The sequence below is a fragment of the Microbulbifer maximicatervae (SeqCode) genome (assembly GCF_052467615.1).
Genome location: NZ_CP174319.1, coordinates 234286 through 255885 on the forward strand (window position 1 = coordinate 234286; position 21600 = coordinate 255885).

Consider the following 21600-nt stretch of genomic DNA (forward strand, 5'->3'; position numbering starts at 1 on the left):
GGGCGTGTATAGCCTTTAGGTTATTCTGCCCTATAAGTCTCTCAGTCAAGGGTAGATCCTGGGCGCAGGGGCTGCTCTTGACCGAGAGTTTTGCCTGAGAAAAAGGCTAGTTCTAATTCGAGGCTTTAATGTAGCCAGACGCTTCCTGAGGGGGTAGGCTGGAACCAACCCTCCTAGCTCTTGGCTTTCTGCGTGCTAAATAAATAGCCAATCCAAAGCAGGACATTGCAATTAAGGCGAGTAATGTAATTACAATCAATATGTCACGCTTTTCAGCTCCTATTAATGGGCGTAAAAAATTCCACTTGTGAAGCAGTGAAAATGAAAGTGATTCCAATCGGTCAATCTTTCGATTTCGGTCAACTAAAATACCTGTTACTGGGTCAACAAAATACCTGCTACCGGCTGGGTCGTTCAAGTCGACCTGCCAAACTGGTAATCGTTTATTGCGGAAGTCATAGTTTGGGCCAAAGTGTGTAACCAGCTTGATTTCATCAATTTTACTATTGTCGATTGTATTGCTATTAGATTGGATGAATTGTAGAGCTAGTTCTTTGGCCAAGTCCTGATCCTTAACCGACTCTTTCTCCCCTGTTTGAGCGTTGATTAAAGCTGATGATCTTTCCAGAGGCAGTCCGCCAAAGCGTGCTTTACGCTGTTGGTAATTGGACATTGACTCTTCAATCGGAACGCTAATTCCAAGTCGATAAAGTGGTTTTTTATCGATGGACTGATTGAGCGAAATAGCATTTAAATGCGCTTTCTTAGGAATGCTACTCCCTATGCTATGCCGCCACTGAGCCATCTCGCTTTCCGCAACTGCAAAGCTTTCCAGTTGCACAGGTTCAAGCAGTCGCAAGCCTGAAATGGGTTGTATGTATTCTGCCTGTAATAAATGATAAAACCCGCTTGCTGACCAGCCAAGTAATGGCAGCCAAAGTAGGTAGCCGAGGCGGCGATGCCAGCGTCGATTAGACTTCGGAATTTTGCGGCTGGGGAGTGCAAAAATCAGATAGAGTCCCGTTGAAGCTATCACTACAAGCGTCAACATAAATAGTGCAACAGTGAGCACACGCCCATGGCCGGTAGTATCTAGCCAGCTCCAGGTATGTAGCGCTCTGAAAAATAGTTGAGTTTTGGCTTTAAAACTATTGTTTAAAGCAGCTAAGGCACCTGTTTCGGTGTAGATAAAAGCTTTGAGTAAATTATCGTCGGCGGCAATGGTCACCTCATAAACTGGCAGCAGGCGATTAACTCGCGGGTAATCAGTGCTAAAGCTCTCCTTGAATTTAACATCAATAATATTTTCTTGTGGTAAGTCCAAGTAATGAGAGGTGAGCCACTTTGCTTGTGCTATATCATGATCAAACAACTCACTTCCAGTTTCAAGGTTGAAATAACGCCTTGGACTGTTATCAGCTTCTGTAATCTGCAGTAGATTACCCTCACTTGAAGGAACAACTTTAGCGATAGCCACCCTTTCAATAGGCAGCTTGTCAATAATTTTTTCAAGTTTATATAAGGTCTCTGCATTGGCTTGAAACGTGGGTGGCATTGTATTTTTGGCTTGCGGACCAAACCAAGCCATTATTGGATGGAATATTCCAGACAAAGACCAAGTTACAACACCAAAAAAAGCTATCCAGGTTAGGAATCTGTGCCATCTAATGAATTGCAGTTTCATCAAGCTACCTCGCTTATGTATTTCCTACTGTGAGGGGCTATTAAAAGTTAGTGCTGACACCAACATAGAAGGCGCGACCTTGACCTGGAGTAAAAACTGAATTACTGGAAGCCATACTAAGATCTGATACTGTTGACACATTTGAGATATATTTTTCGTCGGTTAGGTTTTCCGCAGATGCAAATAAGTCGATCGCTTCGTTTATCGAGATACCGGCAATAATGCCAATTAATTCATATCCCGCAGTTCTTTCAGTGTTGGCGTAGTCAACGTAGGCTCCGTTGGCAATATGTCGCAAGTTAATGCCTGCATACCACCTGCCATTGCTCGAGTATTTCAATTCGCTGGCGTAGATTGATTGAGGTATTCCAGGTAACTTGTTATCCCCTCTATCCGGATCATTATCAAAGCAAAAGTCGTTATAGTTATAGATGTTCCGCCAGAGAATATTCTTATTTATTTGTATATCGAGACCAAGCTCGACACCTTTGTGTAGTGTGTTACCTCTTGCGTTTTCTGTACTTGTTGTTTCGCCGCTAAACCCGGACTGCCCAACGTCTACAAATTCGTTGCTAATTTCACTGTGATAAATAGATGCGTCCCAGCTTACAATACCTTTCTGCCCGCGAGACCCAACCTCAAAAGTCAATGACTCCTGTGCATCAAGAATTGTAAATGGATCCGCTCCGCCCGAAGTTAGATCAGTTATCCCTGGTGGCTCATAACCTTCACTCACATTAGCGTATAGCTGATTTTCATCTTGTAGGGTATAAATAACACCAAGGCGCCCATTGAATTTTTCGAAGCTCAACTTACCGGTGTCATCTTTCGGTCCACCCGTATCCTGAGCGGGGTCAGAGTTAAAGATATTTTTGTTTTCTCTGACGCTACTAATATATTGAGCTCCTGCGATTAGGTTAAGTGACTCGCTTAGGGGGAAGTCTAGCTGTCCATAGATGACAGTATTCGTCGCATTCCGATCATCTTTACTTGATAAATTTCCCTTCTCGGCAGTTGGTGTTGGGCTAAAAGGGCCCTCAGAGTACGCAAACAGTTCTGACTCATTGTTACTTTCAGCATGGGTTATACCTATAACCCAGGAAATATCAGTGATATCCAGTTGGAAATCACCAGTAATATCAGTAGATATGCCAAACTCCATTCCGCCTTGCTCAATGATGCCGGCATATGGTGTTATGGCGTGATCCAAATATCTTGTTGCTAGCCAAGCCCCGGCTTCAATAGTGAGCGAATCTAGTGCAAAAACTGTTCGATTTGATAAGCGAAACACATCAAGGTTTCGATCCATATCGCGTTCAATATTTGATTCTGGCGACATGTCAGGATTGCTTAATGCTTGGTCGTGTGTCAAAGAGCCAGCCAGCTCAAAATTGTCCTGCAATGCGGTCAGGAAAAAGCGAGTTTCCATGTTGTCACTAAATTTGTAGCCAACATTACCAAAGCTATAAATACTGTCGACTTCGGAATGTTCTCTAAATCCACTACTGTTTAGTTTGGTTACCGCACCATAATAATCAAAAGCGTCATTTCTTCCTTTAGTGTTAATACTGGTTCGGTATGTATCGAATGACCCGCTTTCCAACCTTATATTACTTCCAGCTTTTGACGTAGCTCCCGTCGGTGTTACCACATTGATTGCACCTCCCAGTGAAGCTGCACCATAACGAAGGCCGTTTGATCCTTTATAGATCTCGATATAGTCAATAGATAGTGGATCTATTTCTTGATACTCGGTGCTGCCACTGGCACGTGAAATCGGTACTCCATCACGCAATACAGTAATTCCTCGGCGTTCATAAGTAGCATTCGCAGCGGATCCCCGAATAGAAATTCGATTGTCACGCTGCGCTGAAGTGTCTGCGTAAACGCCGGGTGTGAACTTCAGCGCGTCACCAATACTCTGCGTAAACTCAACTAAATAGTCTTCGGCACGAACCAAGTCAACTCCCCCTGGAACACGCTGAAGGTTATGAATTGCTTCACTTGCAGAGTGTGCAGATAGTGAATTGTCGATATCAGCTGTAACTACAACCTCCTCAATTGACTGGGATTGATGATCTTGGCCTTTAGCTTGAGGCGCGCTACTGATAGCAATAAGTGCTAAGGAGATGAGCAGCTTTCGAGTAATTTTCATGTATAGGTATCCTGTCGGAACGCTATGTAGCGTGCCGATAAAATAAATTAGATGCTGTAACGCAGACGATATAGCGACAGGCACAGGTGCTCTGATACTAGATTGGTAGTATCTACGAGCAAGCTGATTTGCTTATATCGAATGCCTTACTGGCTTCATGATTTGGGCAGGCGTAAACGAGCCCAAAAAGTGAAGAGCAAAGACTTAAATTGTGGACAAAGAGGTGAAGAAGGGAGGAGCGCGCTGCTGCTGTTTTCGATGTAGGCTGGCGATTACTTCCTCAGCCAAGTGTCGCTGCTGGATATAGCGTGTTTTTGACAGGCTAGATAGATAAGGGGTAGATAAAAATGTTACTTCGGAATTTGGCTTTGCAATACCAAACTTGCAGTCCAGCTGCCAATTGCCTTCGGCATGGTGATCATGATCTGTACTTTCTGCAACTTTATCGGCTGACATACTCGCCATCTCATGGTGTATATGTTGATGATGGGAGTGGTGATTCTGCTCGCTCTTTGTACCGCTGCTTAATGGCTTTTGATTATGTCCCTGATGAATAATCGCCATTACTTCTGGTGAGACGCCACTAGGACAGAGTTTGATAACTGTACCATCAGTAGCGATCGAGGCTGGCATGTACCCTGTGGGAATCAACGCTTGTACCAAAAATAAAAACAACGCTATACGAGGCAGCAGGTTTCGTGTGCCTCGTGATTGTTTGATTTTGGTAAAGTAGCAGATTGACAAAGCTGGTACTTGCGAAGTGACAATTTGAGGCGCATTCTGCTCTACTTATTGAGAGTTATCAAGGGCTGGGAGTTGCTTTCTATGATGGAAATACCATTATCGCTGGCAACCTCGGTCTCTAATAGAAAAATCTGCTGATAGGTTTGGCGTGATTCTATTGGATGATTTTTGGTGGCTGGTTACCCAATTCCACATTTGTATATTGCTTTTGGCAGACAAAATATTTCCATACTAATTGATATTGGAGGAGTCGAGTTTTAGTGGCAGTAAATAGAGGCTTGTCGAACCTGTTTTGGATAGAGTGGTGAGTCGTTATGCAAAGTTATGGTTGGTTTAGTGAGATATCTCCAAAACAAGGCTAGTATAAGCTTTATATCTCGACTTTTAATCGGTTGCTCAAGGTATGAAGCCAAGTGCGACCAAAAATTCCTTTCTTATAGTTCTCAATGTCTGATTTTCTTGGTTCTTCCCTGAATGCACTAAACCTGCCACTTCTATTCTTTGTAAAACTTTATACCTAGTTATTGGGTACTTTATTCCCATGGATGGCTTAGATTATATTTGTAGTATTGAATGAGCCATCGACTTGTCTTCTGACGCATTGGTAGGAATTTGAAGCCAGTTAATGCTATGAATCTAGTTTCAGAGAAATAAGGATGCAGTCTTTGGCGTTGCTACCTCCTCAAGCATTTCGTGCCACCAATTATGGTGGATACTGCTTACCTTGATGTTGCGGATTTAGTTTCTAAGGAGCCTCTGAATAACTCCGTAATGCCTCTGCGGGTCTTGAAGGTTGCAGATGTTAGGCGCAGCTCGCCGCGAATAGCGTAGCCCTTTGCAAGAGCTGCAACGCAGCAGCTGTGGCCTTCAAGGCCCGCCCTTCGGGGCTTGCAGAGCGATTCACACTCCGCGTTGCGACCTCTTGAAAGGTCTAGACATTCCTGCGAAGCCGCGCCTTGATTGTGAACCGCTATGCATGCCAGAGGTATCACGGAGTTATTCAGAGGCTCCCTAAGTAGTGCGGTTCGATCTGTGTAGGTAAAGGAGTTGGTTTTTGTAAGAGATATTTCTAATTGTCGGCCCGAGTTTTTCTCTATAGCAGCAGACGGTCGATTCTACTTTGCTGGCCACACAAATTGGCCAAATGAATCAAATGGACGTTAATCAAAACTTAGGCGTCAGCTCAAGTTTGATAGTTGGTGCTCAGGATGGCATAGGAAATGTCGCAGCCCTGGATCAGCTAGGTTCGGTTAGCTTTCTTGTGATGGAGCTGTTGCAAATGGCTAATGACAATATGGCGCTCCTGGAACAGGTGTTTACGGTTGAAAATTCAACTATGATTGTCGACCAGTTTGGTGATATGAATATGTCTACGCTGGATCAAGGAAATGCCTTCTTTACCAGAGCTACAGTGTTGCAAACCGGCGACTCCAATGATGTAAATATTGATCAGAACAATATCACTACGGGTGTTGCCACAATATCCCAAACGGGTACATTGAATATGCATGTTACCTCTCAAGCGGGTACCGCCGAGACAGCAATAGCGACACAGTCTGGAGTAAGTAATACCGGCACAATTTTACAGTAGCAGTCAGTTCTTTGATTTCTGTGCTGCTAGGTTCTGATCTGTGTGGCACAGAAATTTAATCCCATACTTTGTTCCTAGTTTTTCCCCACTTCCTTCTTATAGCTGTATCGCCGCTTATCGTTAACTCTTACCCAGTAGTTGGTCGGCCCATGATCAGCGATTTGAGAATAGTTTCTAAATATTCAGCCGTTCATTATCGCAAGTGACCTTGTGCCAGTGCATGTCAATTCCTCTTGGGGTTTGTTGTTCGCATAATTGCCTGTGTCAATTTTATTGCCTCAGCGCTCGAGTTTGGCGAGCTTTAACACTTCTTTGGTGGATACTGCTGTTTGGAGTAGGGATGGCGCTAAATTGGATTTTGCGCATGCCTTATGCCAGCATGCCTATTGGTATCGATGTTGTTGATGAGGCCCTCTAAGTTGAGTCCCAAGAAAAGCTTGAATAGTTAATGAAGGATTGAATTATGAGGAAGTTGAAGCCTGTAGCTCTAGTTATATTGGCCGCAGTGAGTGGAAGTGCGATGGCCAGTAATAATACGACGTTAATAGATCAGCAGGGAGTGGGTAATACAGCGAACGCCAATCAGGTTGACCCTACGGCTATAGGGAACCTGATAGATGTCACCCAGATTGGCGATGGTAATTCTTCGTCATCGACCCAGGCGAGCGATGCCATAAGTAACACCATGACCCACTACCAAGAGGGTGATGGCAATATGGCTGAGTCTTTCCAGCAGTTTATGACTGAGTCAAGTTCGTTGGAAATTAACCAGATTGGGAATAATAACGATACGACAGCGGAGCAACTTGAGTCACTTGGTTCTACCCAGGAACTAAATCAAGCTGGGGAAATGAACTTTATGACCATCACCCAGACTGATACTGAAGCATCCAGTATCGCGGTGACTCAAACTGGGGATATGAATGATGCGATTATAATGGGGCAGGTATTCGATATTTTGGGAAGTGATGTCATCCTAAATCAAATTGGCGATGACAATATGGCCCAGATTTCCCAGCAGAGTGTTGTTGAATTTAGCTCTGTGTCAGCAGATCAGCTTGGCAACCAGAATAACTTTGATAGTGAGCAATTAATGGGGGTTTTTAACTCTACCGTTACTGCTATTCAGTCAGGCGATATGAATGATATCGAGTCTGATCAGGAAAATGGAGTTACTTCAAGTACGGTCCTTATTACCCAAACCGGTACCAGCAACTTTGGTGGGGCACTACAGCAGAATGGTGTTGCCAATAGTACTGTAAGTGTGACTCAAGTAGGGGATGGAAACTTTGGTGGCGGCGTTCAGGATACTGGTATAGATGCCAGTGTTGGTATAGTGAGCCAATCTGGTACTGCGAATATGGGCGTTACCCAGCAAGCTGGGGGAACTTCTTTTGCCTCTGCAACTGTTACTCAGTTAGGGTCAATGAATGATGCGACGTTGGGGCAAATCACTGCCACCTCAGTTACGGGCTCCATATTTCAAAATGGCACCAGTAATATTGCCGGTGTTCTCCAACAGGGAAATATGCTCAGTGTGGCGACAACTACTCAAATCGGTGATTTGAATCAACATACAACATCGCAAATGCTAGATTCACAAACTGCAATCGCAACGCAAAATGGTACTTCCAATATTGGATTTATTTTTCAATAGATTTCATTGGGGCTTTGCGATATCAGTATGAATACCGGCAGTTGTCGTGTATCTGCAAAGTCCCAGTTTTTCTTTTGTGTTTTATTCAGTCCTATATTTGAGATATGAGTGATTTTTTAGGGAGTTGCATGTTCTCTTTCTATTGACTCTCTCCTGTCTGGTTTGGCTTTTAACTCTAATTTAAATTGGCTTAGATTATTTTCTGGGATGCTTTGCTACGCCTGGACTTTAAACAGAAGGGGTGGGATTTATGTACAAGGGATTAGTTAAATGAGAATTTGGACTTCAGTTACTGCAATAGCTGCGCTCACTTTCAGTGGCCATTCTATGGGCGGCAATAATACGACAGATATTGATCAGGATGGTGTTGGGCATCTGGCAACAGTGGATCAGTCTAATCCGACCAGTACCAATAATTCCGTCTCGATAACTCAAACTGGGGATTCCCACCAAGCATCTGTTTTGCAAGGTGCCCTTACAGATTTGAATACGGGCACGATAGAGCAATCGGGTTTGATGAACGAAGCAATTCTGGAGCAAATTGCAGAAGTCTCTGAGAGTACGGCTCTAATTATCCAGTCTGGCGATGGCAATTTGGGTTGGGTGGTCCAGGATGATTTTGTTGAAGCTGGTAGCGCCACTGTTATCCAGTCCGGTTCAAATAATGAGGGTATTGCTGCCCAGGTGGATGTCGGGGGAATACAGGGTACTGTCGCTGTTACTCAGAACGGGACAATGAACTTTGCACAAGCAATCCATGAGGATTTTGCGCTTAATAGCACTGGGCTAATTAATCAACTTGGGAGTGAAAATAGTGCCGAGTTATTTCAGGGGGACCTAACTGAGTCAAGCTTTATCAGCGTCGAGCAAGATGGAACTCTCAACGAGGCATTGGTAGGGCAGGGCTTTGCTCTTTTCTCCTCTATTACCACCTTCCAGAGTGGTGATATGAATTATGTAGAAGTCTCTCAGTTGGGACTAAGTACTGGATTGGCCACTGTCTCCCAGATAGGTTCTTCCAATATTCATGTCACGACACAAACAAATGATGGGCAGGTGGCTATTGCTAGCCAAGTGGGGGGGGGTAATACGGGAAGTATTATGCAGTAGAATTTCAAGGCCATAAAATTATGCCTGTATTTATTATTGTTAATTCATAATTTTTAATTGTGATTGATAGTGCTAAATAGTTATGAATTCCTCGTTGTCCTTGTGAGGAAGTCCCCTGCTCAGTAGTTTGGTCGGTAATTTGTTTGAAAAGGAATTTGCTATGAAGTTTATGAAGCCATTGGCTGCGGCGGTGTTGGCCGTGGTTCACTGTGGGGCTTTAGCAGACAGTAATGTCAGCAGTGTCTCCCAGCAGGGCTCTATGAATACAGCCACAATTGACCAGTCTGATCCTTCGGTTACAGATAATCAGATTGTGGTTATTCAAGATGGAACTGGAAATGTCTCTGATGCGGAACAGGTGAATAATACAACCAGTAGTGTGATTACACACATACAAATTGGAGATAACAATGAGGCAAGTTCGATTCAGGATATAAATGTTAATGCAGCTAATAACACAATTAATCAACAGGGGGATATGAATCAGGCTGAGTCATTTCAGGAGAATACAGTTGAATCATCCAGTTTAACGGTCAACCAATTTGGCAATTCCAACGATGCGGACCTTGATCAGGAGGAGGGAGTTACCCAGAGCTTGGTGTCGATTACTCAAACAGGGGATATGAACGACGCAGTGGTCCCGCAAGGAGATATCGTGAGTAATAGTTCTGTGGTCGCAACCCAGTCGGGAACTGATAATGAATTTGAATCCAGGCAGGATAACCAAGTTAGTTTCAGTAGTGTAATCTCATCTCAGGTGGGCTCAACAAACAGAGCCGAATTGGAGCAGGAAGACTTAATTGATACCAGTACGATTAGTGGTGTTCAAAATGGTGATATGAACGATGCAGATGCACAACAGTCGACTGTAATTTCGGCTAGCACTATTATTGTTAATCAAGTTGGCGATGATAATGTTTTAGATGTCGATCAGTTTAGCAATATCACTTCATCCACCGCGACTATTATACAGCTGGGCTCTTCAAATGATGGTGATATAGTTCAGGCTTCAGTTGTTGATTCGTCTACCGCGAGCATTTTTCAATCTGGTGCAAGTAATCAGGCAGACGTAGATCAGGGTGATGAGATTTCAAATAGCTCTATCATTGTTACCCAAAACGGTAATGACAATGGAATGTTTGTAGATCAGGAAGACCTGGTTTCCCAGAGTTTTATCACTATTAACCAGACTGGCGATAATAATGAAGCCGGGGTAAGTCAAGAGGGAGACGTTTCCTCAACAGCCGCGACTGTTATACAAAACGGTAGTATGAATGAAGTAGATATTAGTCAAAGTAATTTTGTAGACTCTTCAACATTGACGGTATTTCAGAGTGGTTCCACCAATATGGTGGATGCTGAACAGGACGAATTTATTAGTAATAGTGTGATTGATATCACCCAATCGGGAACGGATAATACCGCTGATGCTGAGCAAGATACATTGGTTGACCTGAGTAGTGTGACTACTTTGCAAACTGGCACATCAAATTTTCTGATGGTGTTACAAACGGATGCCACATCATCCAATATCACCATTACCCAAGATGGAAATATGAATACGGTTGATGTTAGCCAAACTGGGGTTTTCAGTAGCGCCAGTACCACCTCTCAGACAGGTACTTTAAATACTCATACCACCACTCAAGTGAATGATTTCCAAACCGCACTGGCAACACAGCTGGGTACGGGGAATATGGGTATGATTATTCAGTAATTCGGACCGTAAAAGCTAAGGGGAAAGAATACCCTGGGGTTTATATTGAACTTGATGTAGGTGATTGGTAGATAAATACTATTTCTACTTTATCACTTCAATAGCGTATTCTTTCTGCTTTCGTTGTGATTGTTTGAGTTAAACAGAATTTCTCTTCCAGTGGGTAAATAATTAGCAAATCATTTTTACGATTACTTCTCCGAGGTACAGTGAAGAGGTCAGCCCGGGGGATTCAATTCCAAAAAATGCCACTAACTGAGATTTATTCGCTAGTCTTTTGTGATAAATCTGGAAATCACCAGCGGGGTGGCCCCTGCGTACAATTTTGGAGCGAATGCCCGCATAGCCAGGCTGTAAAGTATTCTTTGATATTCCAGGCCAGTAGCGACGGATGTTGTCATAAAATGTATTTAGTTTACTCGGATCCACTTGGTAGTTAATGGTCTCGACCCACTCCACATCCGGACCAAACCGCGCACCTCCAGCCAAATCCAGAGTGAGATGAATACCCAAGCCGGCACTTTCGGGTAGAGGGTAAATTAAGTGTGAAAAAGGTACCTTACTTGACTGGGTAAAGTAACTGCCCTTAACAAAATACGTGGTGGGAATTTCTCGTTTTATAGCTTCGCTATTTATCGTCCCCACTAGCGAGCTTGTGTGGAGGCCTGCGGCCACAATTAGATTGCAGGTTTTCAGTTTGTAGCCATCCTCCATCACGAGTTGGCAAGTGCCGCTGGATATTTCAATTCGCGCAACTTTGCTCGCAAGTATAACTTCTCCTCCCCTGGCTTCCATGGCACCCTCAAGGGCTAGCATCAGGCTGTGGCTATCGATAATGCCGGTCGTCGGGGAGTAAATGGCACCGGCACATTGTAATTCCGGCTCCATAGATCGGGCTTCAGAGGCGCTTAGTAATCGAAGTCCGCCAGCGTTATTAGTATCCCCCTGATTTTTGAGGTCTCTCAATTGCGCAAGCTGTGCTCTATCGGTAGCGACTACCAGTTTGCCGATTTGCTTATGAGGCACCGCATATTCCTGGCAAAATTGGTACAGCATGGATTTACCCTTAACACAGGCACGGGCTTTCAAGCTGTCTGTTGGATAGTAGAGGCCTGCGTGAATAACCTCACTATTGCGCGCGCTGGTTTCAGTTCCAATGGCACTGTGTTGTTCCAGTACCAACACTTTGTGGCCGGCACGACTCAGCTGGTAGGCGCAGGCAAGTCCTAATACCCCAGCCCCGACTATCACGGTATCCAAAATCTCCATAGCGGTCCTGTTGCCGAAATGTGTACTTTCTGAGATGACCAGGTTGACTCCCTTCGGCCTATTTTGCCTGTAACGCCAGATTAAAATTGCTGTCGAAAGGGTGCGTGGTGGTGTCGTTTCATTGCGCTATAATGCGCGCTTTTCCGCGACTGGAAGTTAGTCATGACTCATAAGTCCATTGCCGCAGACAAGGTAGATTCTCGCTCTTTGGTGCAAGCGCACCTGGCGGAGCCGGTAATGTCTCAATATAGCGAAGAAGAGCTGCAAGAATGGCGCGAGCGCATCAAGCGCTTGTTGAAAGAACAGAATGCAGTATTGGTCGCACACTACTATACCGACCCTTTGATTCAGGCCCTGGCGGAGGAGACCGGCGGCTGCGTTTCTGACTCATTGGAAATGGCCCGTTTTGGCGCTCAGCACTCGGCGGACACCCTGGTAGTGGCCGGGGTAAAGTTTATGGGTGAGACCGCCAAGATTCTTACCCCAAACAAGAAAGTACTGATGCCGACCCTTGAGGCAACATGCTCCCTGGATATCGGCTGTCCCCCGCAAGAGTTCTCTGATTTTTGCGATCAGCACCCGGACCGCACTGTGGTGGTTTACGCGAATACTTCTGCTGCGGTAAAAGCCAGGGCGGACTGGGTGGTGACCTCGAGTATTGCGCTGGATGTAGTGGATCACCTGGATGCCAATGGCGAAAAAATCCTTTGGGCACCTGACAAACACCTCGGTGGCTATGTCCAGCGGGAAACCGGCGCAGACGTACTGTTATGGGATGGTTCCTGTATTGTGCATGAAGAGTTTAAGGCCAAGGGGGTTGAGGACTTAAAGGCCCTCTACCCGGATGCTGTGGTTCTAGTGCATCCTGAATCTCCCGCCTCTGTGGTAGCCCTGGCCGACGTTGTGGGTTCTACCTCGCAGATTATTAATGCTGCCAAGACCCGCCCAGAGAAGCGCTTTATTGTGGCTACCGACCAGGGCATTTTCTACAAGATGCAGCAGGAGTGCCCAGACAAAGAGCTGATGGTGGCGCCAACCGCCGGTGCTGGAGCCACTTGCCGCAGCTGTGCTAATTGCCCCTGGATGGCGATGAACTCTCTGGAGAACCTCTGTGGTGTACTGGAGCGCGGGGACAATGAGATCTTTGTGGACCCGGAACTGGGGCGCAAGGCGATGATCCCGCTGCAGCGGATGTTGGATTTCCGCAAAGGTTAGCTCTCGGGGGAGTAGCGGTGAGTAAACAAAAAGAGCGGCCAGTGGCCGCTCTTTTTCGTTGGGGGGGAGTTACAGCTCCTCGATTCTTTCCTGCATTTTCAACACATCTTTGAGGCGCTGCTCCAGGATGGCATTGACCTGGTAATCGTCTTTTGACATGCGAATTCCATGGCGCAGGTGTTGAATAGCCTTGTCGAATATGCCGTTGAGGATGTAATACTCGGCCCGGGCTTCGTGTACGCCAACAATATCTCCGGCCAATCCGTGAGTCTCCGCCAGTAGATACCATACTGCTGGGTCTTTCTTCCGCGTACGGCTATATTTCGCCAGCAGGCGTTCTGCAGCCAGGTAGTTACCGGCTTTAAAGTGGGCATTGGCGAGGCCCATGAGTAAGGCGTGGTCTCCCGGATTGCGATCGAGGGCCCACTGCAGGCGCTTGGTGGCACTGCTGTAGTCTTCTCGCAACAGATCGATATCCGCTCGGGCCAGCACATAGGCTGCTTTTGAGGGAGTTTTGTCTAACAGGGGCTGCAAGGTGTCCAGCGCTGAATCGGGTCTACCTACGGCTACTTGGGCCAGGGCGAGGCCGTAACGGGCGGCATCCTCATTGTCATTAATACCATTCAGCTCCGCGCTAAAGCGTTTTACTGCTTGCTGCGGCGTTGGTTCTGTGGCGAGCCGTACCCGGGCGCGCATCAGGTGATAATCCAGGTCCTCGCTGGGAGCCACTTTTTCCATACGCTGAGCGCGCAACTTGGCATCGGCAATACGCTTTTCCGTAACGGGGTGGGTCAGGAGAAATTCTGGCGGGCGCTGGTAGTAGCGTGTGGCCTTGAGCATTTGTTCGAACATTTCACCGGCGGCCTCTGGATCGCGCCCGGATTTGGCTAGGGTATCAATACCGACCCTATCTGCCTCTTGCTCATTCTTGCGGCTGAATCGCAGCTGGTTGTCCAGGGCTGCAGCCTGGGTCACGCTCATGGCCGCGATCCCCGCTTCGCCACCGGCGGTAGCCGCCAGAACCAAGGCACCGAGCATGCCGGCCAGGGTGGGAATTGTGCTATTGCGCTGTGCTTCCAGAGAGCGGGCGTAGTGCCGCTGGCTGAGGTGGCCCAATTCGTGGGCAACTACCGATGCAAACTGGTCTTCACGCTCTGCAAACAGAAACAGGCCGGTATGGACCCCCATGACTCCACCGGGGACTGCAAAGGCGTTCATGGTTTTGTTGTTTACTACAACAACATCAATTTCTTTGTCTTCCAGTGGGCTGTACTCGGCCAATTCCTTGACCATGCCCTCGACAAATTGCTGGATCAGGGCATCACTGGAGGTGCGAACCTGACTGCGAAATATACGCAGCCACATCTGCCCCAGCTCTTTTTCTTGGGTATGGGAGACAACCCCACTGGTTCTATCACCGAGCTCGGGGAGCCGTATTTCATCGCTGTCCGCTATGGCAGCAAACGGGACTGCGCCGAGTAACAACCCCATACCCAGGCTTCGCAGTCCTGCGCGAAGTCGATGGAGGATAGCTGGGGGGCGCGTTCGGTGAAGCAGGCTGTCTTTGGAATCAGTCATCTTGATTACTGCTCGGTCTGTCCATGAAGGATCTATAGTCCAACTCTATACGCTACCCCGTTGGACTGTCGAGGTTTGGACTTAGTGGACCATAAAAGGTTCACACTTGCGCCAGGCGGAAAGTTAAAAAGCGTAAAGCCTGCGCGGGTTATGGCGTCTGGTTCGCGCTATAATCCCCGGCAATTCTGGTTTGTGACTAAAAAGGCAATGTCAGTAACTTCTTCTACCAATCAGCCCGATACCCAGATACCGAACTGGGACGTGGCCACTATTGTGGATGCAAGAAATCTGCCCTGCCCACAACCGTTACTGGCCATGCGCCGGGCATTGCGGGAATACCCAGAGGGAACGCTGCTTTGTGTGCTGGCCACTGATGAAGGGTCCTGGCGAGACTTCCACAGTTTTGCATCTTTAAGTGGCCGGTCCCTGCTCCGCGCTGAGCGACGTAATAATACCTTTCAATATTGGCTGTACGCTGGCAAATGAATAAAGATAAATCCCGAGAGTCTATGTTATCGATTGTAAAAGGCTGGGTGAACCGCTACTTCAGTCAGGAAGAAGTGGTGCTTCTGGTTTTAATATTGACCCTGGCCCTGGTGGTTCTGGCGACTCTGGGCGCAGTGCTGGCCCCGGTATTCACCGCACTGGTGATCGCCTTCCTGATGCAGGGAATGGTGCAAAAGCTGAAGTCTTGGCGTGTGCCACACTGGCTAGCGGTTACCCTTTCCTGCTTGGTGTTGGTGGGTACTATTGTGGCTCTGTTATTTGTGGTGCTACCTATTATCTGGCGTCAGTTGGTGCGGCTTGGGGCAGAGTTGCCCAATATGGTGCAGCGCGGCCAAGAACTATTATTGTTACTCCCTGAGCGCTACCCACGACTAATTTCGGCCGGGCAGATCGATGAAATCTTCAATACCCTTGGCAGCGAATTGGGCGGCCTGGGACAGACACTGCTGGCCTTCTCCCTTACCAACCTACCCATTTTTGCCGGGTTGCTGATTTACGTTGTAGTGGTGCCGATCCTGGTATTTTTCTTCCTGAAGGACGCAGAGCAGCTGATTCGCTGGTGCACCTCTTTCCTGCCGAAAGAACGGCCCATGCTCCACCAGATTTGGCATGAGATGAATGATCAGGTGGCCAATTATGTACGCGGTAAGGTAATAGAAATTGGCATTGTGGCTGCTGTCAGTTATGCCGCCTTCCTGCTACTGGGGGTGAACTACGCCCTGTTGCTGGCGGTAGCCGTGGGTTTCAGTGTGTTGATTCCTTATATCGGTGCAGCGGTTGTCACTATCCCCGTTGCGGCTATTGGGCTTTTCCAGTGGGGGTGGAGTAATGAGTTTCTATACCTGATGATGACTTACGGCATTATCCAACTGCTCGATGGCAACGTACTGGTACCACTGCTGTTTTCTGAGGCAGTTAACCTGCACCCGGTTGCCATTATCCTCGCGGTGCTGTTCTTTGGCGGCATCTGGGGCTTCTGGGGAGTCTTCTTTGCAATTCCCCTGGCGACCTTACTCAAGGCCATTATGAGTGCCTGGCCCACCCATGAGCACCAGGTGGAATGGGAGGCCCGGCGAAGCTCGGAGTAATTGCCCGATATCTTTCTTTGTCTGTAGGCCGCGGCATTTGCTAGAATGCCGCGCTTTCTTTTATTTGGTCCCTTCAAATAGGTGAGAGCCCATGAGCCTGGCTGACAAAGTTCTAGCGGTCAATAATGACCTGCCGATCCGCACCGACAAGCCTATCCACAGTGGCAAGGTCCGCTCCGTATACTGGCTGAGCGAAGAAGACAGCCGCCGCCTGATTGAGGAGAAGGGCTACCCCGTTTCTCCTGACACCCCACTTGCGGTAATGGTGATTTCCGATCGCATCTCCGCGTTCGACTGTATCTGGACTGGCGAAGGCGGTATGCGTGGCGTACCAGGCAAGGGCGCAGCACTAAATGCTATTTCCAATCACTGGTTCAAACTGTTTAAAGAGCAGGGCCTCGCCGATAGCCACATTCTGGATATCCCGCACCCGCTGGTGTGGATCGTACAGAAGGCGCGCCCGGTTATGATCGAAGCGATCGCCCGTCAGTACATCACCGGCTCAATGTGGCGCTCCTATGAAAAGGGTGAGCGGGAGTTCTGCGGTATCGAGATTGCCGATGGCTTGCAGAAAGACCAGAAGCTGCCTGAATTGCTCATTACTCCCTCCAGCAAAGGTATTCTCAAGGGTATCCCCGGCGTGCCGGAAGCAGACGATGTGAATGTCACTCGCAAGAATATCGAAGACAATTTCGAGGCCTTTGGCTTCCGCAATGCGTGCGATATCGATCTGTACGAGAAGTTGTTAAAAGAAGGTTTCGATTTGATTTCCGCAGAGCTGGAAAAGCTCGATCAGGTCTTTGTCGATACCAAGTTTGAATTCGGCTATGTCACCGATGCCAATGGTGAAGAAAAGCTGATCTATATGGATGAGGTGGGAACCCCGGACTCCTCCCGTATCTGGGACGGCGAACAGTATCGCGCAGGTAAGGTTGTGGAGAAATCCAAAGAGGGTTTTCGCCAGGCCCTGCTCAACTACTTCCCCGATGCCGATATCCTGTTGAACAAAGATCGCATGGATGAGCGCTCGGCTTTAGCTCGTGATAACGAGCTGCCAGAATCTATGCTGATGGATCTCTCTAATACTTATATTGGTATTGCGGAGAAGATTATTGGTACGAAACTTGAGATATCTGATAATCCCAAAGAGGAATTGCTCGAAGTTCTCCGCAAGGATTACGGTCTGGTCGACTAATCTGGATCGAACTGAAAAAAAACCGGCGTTTTCGCCGGTTTTTTTATGTCTGCTATTTATTTTTCCGAAGGTCAATTGTCTTCATAAATATTGCTTTTGGAGTCTTCAGTGGTTGTTGCGTTGTGGAGTTGATGCCTTTCGCGTGTGTTTCATTTTCTGTCGCAGTATTGCTTCTCCATATGTGTGGTTTTGTTATTGGCATTCTAAATTTCATAGGTGCATTTTTTTGATTTATTTTTATCTTGTTTTTAATTTCTAGGTTTTGTTTTTGTTTTCTTGTAATGAGTTGTGATTGATCTTTCCTTAAGTGGTTTTATTATGCCGTATTGTTAATTTACTGGGATTTTAGTTGTTGTGATGGAGCATAAAAGGCTGCGCCTCGAAAAAGATTATTTCTTGAGGGATATTGAAAATATTGCCCATTTTGTAAATGGTGCAAGACGGTCATGTTTTGATGTGGAGAAAAATCCTGATAAGGAGAAAGATAAGCTGGGTTTCATGGCGGTTCAACTTGAATATCGTAGGAAGCGGATAGATTTTTATCTTTCTTTGTGTGACTTGTATGTGGTCGGCTTTGATCCAAATCCAGAAACTCCTTTTGCGGGAACCAGATATCATTTATCGATTATGCGTCCTGCTATCAAGCAAGGGTCAAGCGTTCCTCTTGGGAAAAGTACAGAGATATTGGATTTGCGTCCAGAGCAGCAGGAGTTGAGGTCAAAGACAGAGATTTTTGATTTTGTTTTGAGTAGAGGTGAGTCTTACAATGCATTAGGCTATCATGGGGCATATGCAGAAAATGAAATGAATTTTGGTAAGCTTGATGCGGATTTTGATCTATTAAAAATGGCGGTTAATGGCTTTGGTGGTAAGCCTGAGGATAGTTTCTATCGTGCTTTAGGTACTATGGCCATGGTTATCAGTGAGAGTATTAGATTTGTTTCTATTTCGAAGTATTTTAATGATCTGTTAAAAGGGGAAGCTTTTACTGTTAGGGATATTAAATGGATTTTGGATGTCGTTCAAAATTGGGAAGTTGGTACTAAAAATAATGATATCGATGTTCGCGTTCCTTTGATTTTGACTGATGAGGTTGTGAGGCTTCGGTGTAATTATTATGAATACGTGGCTGAACTAATGAAAAAGGAGGAGGAACGGCGCGAGAATGCCCTGGTGAATGCAAAGGAGGGGCTCAAGTCTGATGATCTGACGATGATGGAAGACTTTTTTAAGGAAGAATGGGGAGAGTTAACTTTCGTAGAGTAGCGTGTGTGGAGGTAAGTGATTTTGTCTGAAAAGTTGCTGCTTTTATCCTTTTTTCTATTTCAAGAAAGTAGCTCTTGTGGTATCGGATATTTATTTAAAAGAGTATTTCTAAAATTTGTAGTATGTGTTTAGGTTTAGATTGCTTACTTGCGGTTGGTGTTTTAAGTAATTCACTCATTGGTGATGCGTGCAGTAAGATTTGTGCAGAGTTTGAAGGCTCTGCTGTTAAGCGATTATTGGTAACCGGATTAGATTCGCTTGGGTGTGTTTAATTTTATGATTTGTAGAGGTTTTTACATGTTTTTAAGGTCAATCGTGGGGTTGTGATAAGAGTGTAAAAAATGCCTCTTATGCCACAATTCGCCATAATTCCTCCCATTTCCCGCCCATTTCCCTGCCACCTTTCGCCCATTTCCCCCTATTTAATGACTTCAACATCCAATTTAAAAGTGGAGGGAAGTGAGTGAACAGGGTGATGTTATTCGGGCAGCGGTTCCATAAAGACGATCTGATGTTGCCGACAGAGGAATACTATCGTCGCCGCCAGAAAACTGGTGGTATAGGGCGCTGGTTGTTATTTGTTGTGGTGGTATTGGCGGTTGTGATTGCGGCAATCGGGGCAGAGGTCAATGCCCAGGAACTTCCCGCTGTGAGTGATGTGATCCAGCAGGAGTTCACCGAGACAGTTACCCTGGACGATGTAAAGGGGGGGGACTTACTTTTTACTGGCAATGAGTCCGGAAAGTATATTCCAGCGGTGCACCTGAACAGTCGGGTCAGTATTTCCGTGCGGGGTCTGGTAGCGGAAGTAGAGCTTCAGCAGCAGTTCAAGAATACCACTGACGACTGGCAGGAAGCGGTTTATGCATTACCACTGCCTGAGCAAGCTGCGGTAGCGGGGCTTGAAATTCAGGTGGGCGAGCGCCGCATTGTCGGTAAGGTACGCGAGCGAAAAGAGGCCTCCAAGATTTATAAGGCTGCTCGTGCGGCGGGTAAGCGTGCAGCTCTTCTAGAGCAGCAGCGCCCAAATCTGTTCACTAATAAAGTGGCCAATATTGCTCCCGATGAGATGGTGCAAATTAATATCCGCTTCTTGCAGCCGGTTAATTATGACAGCGGCGTTTTTTCACTGCGTATGCCCACGACATTGACCCCGCGCTATATCCCTGGCAAGCCAATATCTTCCCAGGCATTGAACGGCGATGAGCAGGAGTTGGTGGCAGAGAGTAGTGGCTGGGCACTGCCCACTAATCAAGTGCCGGATGCTGCGTCGATAACTCCGTTTATGCAGCCAGCGCAGGAGCTAGAGGCACTGGGTAGTCATAATATTTCTATCGAGGTGGATCTACATGGCGGACTGCCACTAGCAAAAATCGATAGCCCCTATCACCAGGTTGATATTGATAACCGAGGTGACGGTCGCTATCGGATTCAGTTGCGAGATGAAACAGCTGCTATGGATCGGGATTTCTTATTGAATTGGCAACCGCGCGCTTCTGCTATGCCGCGGGCGGCATTGTTTAGCGAGAAAATCACAGCGCAAGAGGGAACAGAAGAGCAGGCTGGTGCTTATCTACAGGTCATGCTGCTGCCCCCCAGCGACGGTACTGCCGCGCAGCGTTTACCAAGGGAAGTGATTTATGTGATCGATACTTCCGGCTCCATGTCTGGCAATTCTATTCGCCAGGCGAAGGAGAGCCTTACCCTGGCACTGTCTCGCCTGCACAACAATGATCGCTTTAACGTTATTGAATTTAACAGTACAACCCGCGCATTTTTCCCGCGCCCGATAGCGGCGAGCGCGGAGAATATCCGCCGTGCGCGTCAGGAAATCGAAAACCTGAATGCGGAGGGGGGTACAGAAATGGCGCCGGCCTTGCGAATGGCATTCGGTCAGCAAATGCAGGACGACACCAGTACCGTTCAGCAAGTCGTATTTATTACAGATGGTGCGGTAGGCAATGAGCGGGCCCTGTTCGAGTTAATTAGCCAGTCCCTGCATAATGCCCGGTTGTTTACTGTGGGTATTGGTTCGGCTCCCAATAGCCACTTTATGCGCAAAGCTGCTCAGTTTGGACGCGGTACTTTCGTCACCATCGGTGATATTTCCGAAGTTCGTGAGCGTATGCAGGCTCTGTTCGCCAAGTTGGAAAATCCTATGGCTACAGACCTGCAACTCAGTTGGCCCCAGGGAGTCGTCGCGGATGCCTACCCCAAGCGCATCCCGGATCTCTATAACGGTGAGCCTATGCAGTTGGTGGCCAAGGTGCAGGGTGATCTCTTGCAGGGAGATATCCAGCTGCGGGGCCGAATGGCAGGTAAACAGTTTGTGCGCAAACTCGCTCTGAAAGTAGAGAGTGGTAGCGATACTTCAGGCATCGGCAGTGTCTGGGCGCGCAGCAAGATAGATTCTCTGCGGGACCGGCAGCTTCAGTCTGGAGAACAGTCGGATGCGGGCCTGGCTCTGCGCGAACAGATTTTGCAGATTGCCCTGAGGCATCAACTTGCCAGCCCCTACACCAGTTTTGTTGCAGTCGAAGAGGAAGTTGTACGCAGTGCTGAAGAGAAGTTATCTCGCAGCTCGGTCACCAATATGGTGGCTAAAGGGCAAGTGCTACAGCGCCAGGCCTATCCGCAAACTGCTACAGGTCTCTACGGGCAGTTATTGGCAGCGGCGGTATTGTTGATGTTTGCGGCGATCTTCCAGCGCGGTCGGGCCTTGCGCAGCAACTTGACCCGAGCCCTGCGTTCCTTCCTGCGCAGGGTTTTACCGGACCCCCGTCAACCCAGCGGCGCTAATCCTCTGCAACGGGGAGGTGTGTAA

15 protein-coding genes are annotated in these 21600 nt (G+C 47.2%); 10 read left to right on the forward strand and 5 right to left on the reverse strand.

Annotated features, from left to right (window positions below; genetic code table 11):
* Positions 1 to 112 precede the first annotated feature (112 nt).
* The 3 genes from ACJJIM_RS01110 to ACJJIM_RS01120 all read right to left on the reverse strand — a co-directional run bounded on the left by ACJJIM_RS01110 (position 113) and on the right by ACJJIM_RS01120 (position 4583).
* Positions 113 to 1684, reverse strand: coding sequence for a PepSY domain-containing protein (locus ACJJIM_RS01110; protein WP_444912141.1), 1572 nt, complete (start codon positions 1682 to 1684; stop codon positions 113 to 115).
* A 40-nt stretch (positions 1685 to 1724) separates the two neighbouring features.
* Positions 1725 to 3839: a TonB-dependent receptor family protein gene (locus tag ACJJIM_RS01115; protein ID WP_444912142.1), complete on the reverse strand. Its 2115-nt coding sequence runs from the start codon at positions 3837 to 3839 to the stop codon at positions 1725 to 1727.
* A 204-nt stretch (positions 3840 to 4043) separates the two neighbouring features.
* Positions 4044 to 4583: a hypothetical protein gene (locus ACJJIM_RS01120; RefSeq protein ID WP_444912143.1), complete on the reverse strand. Its 540-nt coding sequence runs from the start codon at positions 4581 to 4583 to the stop codon at positions 4044 to 4046.
* Between the two features lie 1153 nt (positions 4584 to 5736).
* Between ACJJIM_RS01120 and ACJJIM_RS01125 the strand changes: the two genes are divergently transcribed.
* From ACJJIM_RS01125 to ACJJIM_RS01140, 4 genes are all read left to right on the forward strand, one after another.
* On the forward strand, positions 5737 to 6174 hold the full coding sequence (locus tag ACJJIM_RS01125) for a hypothetical protein (RefSeq protein WP_413664422.1): 438 nt from the start codon (positions 5737 to 5739) through the stop codon (positions 6172 to 6174).
* A gap of 463 nt (positions 6175 to 6637) precedes the next feature.
* Positions 6638 to 7831, forward strand: coding sequence for a hypothetical protein (locus ACJJIM_RS01130; protein WP_413664423.1), 1194 nt, complete (start codon positions 6638 to 6640; stop codon positions 7829 to 7831).
* A 270-nt stretch (positions 7832 to 8101) separates the two neighbouring features.
* Complete coding sequence (locus ACJJIM_RS01135; protein ID WP_413664424.1) at positions 8102 to 8941, forward strand: hypothetical protein; 840 nt, start codon at positions 8102 to 8104, stop codon at positions 8939 to 8941.
* A gap of 160 nt (positions 8942 to 9101) precedes the next feature.
* Positions 9102 to 10658 (forward strand): hypothetical protein, encoded by a 1557-nt coding sequence (locus ACJJIM_RS01140; RefSeq protein ID WP_413664425.1) that lies wholly within the window; start codon positions 9102 to 9104, stop codon positions 10656 to 10658.
* Positions 10659 to 10829: 171 nt separating this feature from the next.
* Here ACJJIM_RS01140 and ACJJIM_RS01145 read toward each other — a convergent pair whose 3' ends face one another.
* Positions 10830 to 11927 (reverse strand): NAD(P)/FAD-dependent oxidoreductase, encoded by a 1098-nt coding sequence (locus ACJJIM_RS01145; RefSeq protein WP_444912144.1) that lies wholly within the window; start codon positions 11925 to 11927, stop codon positions 10830 to 10832.
* A 162-nt stretch (positions 11928 to 12089) separates the two neighbouring features.
* On the opposite strand from ACJJIM_RS01145, the gene nadA reads away from it, so the two are divergent.
* The gene (nadA, locus tag ACJJIM_RS01150; RefSeq protein ID WP_413664427.1) at positions 12090 to 13142 is read left to right on the forward strand and encodes a quinolinate synthase NadA; all 1053 of its coding nucleotides are present in this window, start codon (positions 12090 to 12092) and stop codon (positions 13140 to 13142) included.
* A gap of 69 nt (positions 13143 to 13211) precedes the next feature.
* On the opposite strand, the gene ACJJIM_RS01155 is transcribed toward nadA, so the two are convergent.
* Complete coding sequence (locus ACJJIM_RS01155; RefSeq protein WP_413664428.1) at positions 13212 to 14720, reverse strand: M48 family metalloprotease; 1509 nt, start codon at positions 14718 to 14720, stop codon at positions 13212 to 13214.
* A 192-nt stretch (positions 14721 to 14912) separates the two neighbouring features.
* Between ACJJIM_RS01155 and ACJJIM_RS01160 the strand changes: the two genes are divergently transcribed.
* The 5 genes from ACJJIM_RS01160 (at position 14913) to ACJJIM_RS01180 (ending at position 21600) form a co-directional block, all read left to right on the forward strand.
* Entirely contained in the window at positions 14913 to 15206 is a 294-nt protein-coding gene (locus ACJJIM_RS01160) for a sulfurtransferase TusA family protein (RefSeq protein WP_413664429.1), read from the forward strand.
* Between the two features lie 23 nt (positions 15207 to 15229).
* Entirely contained in the window at positions 15230 to 16315 is a 1086-nt protein-coding gene (locus ACJJIM_RS01165; protein WP_282934585.1) for an AI-2E family transporter, read from the forward strand.
* A 91-nt stretch (positions 16316 to 16406) separates the two neighbouring features.
* Entirely contained in the window at positions 16407 to 17510 is a 1104-nt protein-coding gene (locus ACJJIM_RS01170) for a phosphoribosylaminoimidazolesuccinocarboxamide synthase (protein WP_413664430.1), read from the forward strand.
* Positions 17511 to 17864: 354 nt separating this feature from the next.
* Entirely contained in the window at positions 17865 to 18776 is a 912-nt protein-coding gene (locus tag ACJJIM_RS01175) for a hypothetical protein (protein ID WP_413664431.1), read from the forward strand.
* A gap of 463 nt (positions 18777 to 19239) precedes the next feature.
* On the forward strand, positions 19240 to 21600 hold the full coding sequence (locus ACJJIM_RS01180; protein ID WP_444912145.1) for a marine proteobacterial sortase target protein: 2361 nt from the start codon (positions 19240 to 19242) through the stop codon (positions 21598 to 21600).

Bases quoted from the DNA above. Each gene is read 5' to 3' on its own strand.
- ACJJIM_RS01110 (WP_444912141.1), bottom strand. From the start codon at position 1,684: ATGAAACTGCAATTCATTAGATGGCACAGATTCCTAACCTGGATAGCT.
- ACJJIM_RS01115 (WP_444912142.1), bottom strand. From the start codon at position 3,839: ATGAAAATTACTCGAAAGCTGCTCATCTCCTTAGCACTTATTGCTATC.
- ACJJIM_RS01125 (WP_413664422.1), top strand. From the start codon at position 5,737: ATGGACGTTAATCAAAACTTAGGCGTCAGCTCAAGTTTGATAGTTGGT.
- ACJJIM_RS01130 (WP_413664423.1), top strand. From the start codon at position 6,638: ATGAGGAAGTTGAAGCCTGTAGCTCTAGTTATATTGGCCGCAGTGAGT.
- ACJJIM_RS01135 (WP_413664424.1), top strand. From the start codon at position 8,102: ATGAGAATTTGGACTTCAGTTACTGCAATAGCTGCGCTCACTTTCAGT.
- ACJJIM_RS01140 (WP_413664425.1), top strand. From the start codon at position 9,102: ATGAAGTTTATGAAGCCATTGGCTGCGGCGGTGTTGGCCGTGGTTCAC.
- ACJJIM_RS01145 (WP_444912144.1), bottom strand. From the start codon at position 11,927: ATGGAGATTTTGGATACCGTGATAGTCGGGGCTGGGGTATTAGGACTT.
- nadA (WP_413664427.1), top strand. From the start codon at position 12,090: ATGACTCATAAGTCCATTGCCGCAGACAAGGTAGATTCTCGCTCTTTG.
- ACJJIM_RS01155 (WP_413664428.1), bottom strand. From the start codon at position 14,720: ATGACTGATTCCAAAGACAGCCTGCTTCACCGAACGCGCCCCCCAGCT.
- ACJJIM_RS01165 (WP_282934585.1), top strand. From the start codon at position 15,230: ATGTTATCGATTGTAAAAGGCTGGGTGAACCGCTACTTCAGTCAGGAA.
- ACJJIM_RS01170 (WP_413664430.1), top strand. From the start codon at position 16,407: ATGAGCCTGGCTGACAAAGTTCTAGCGGTCAATAATGACCTGCCGATC.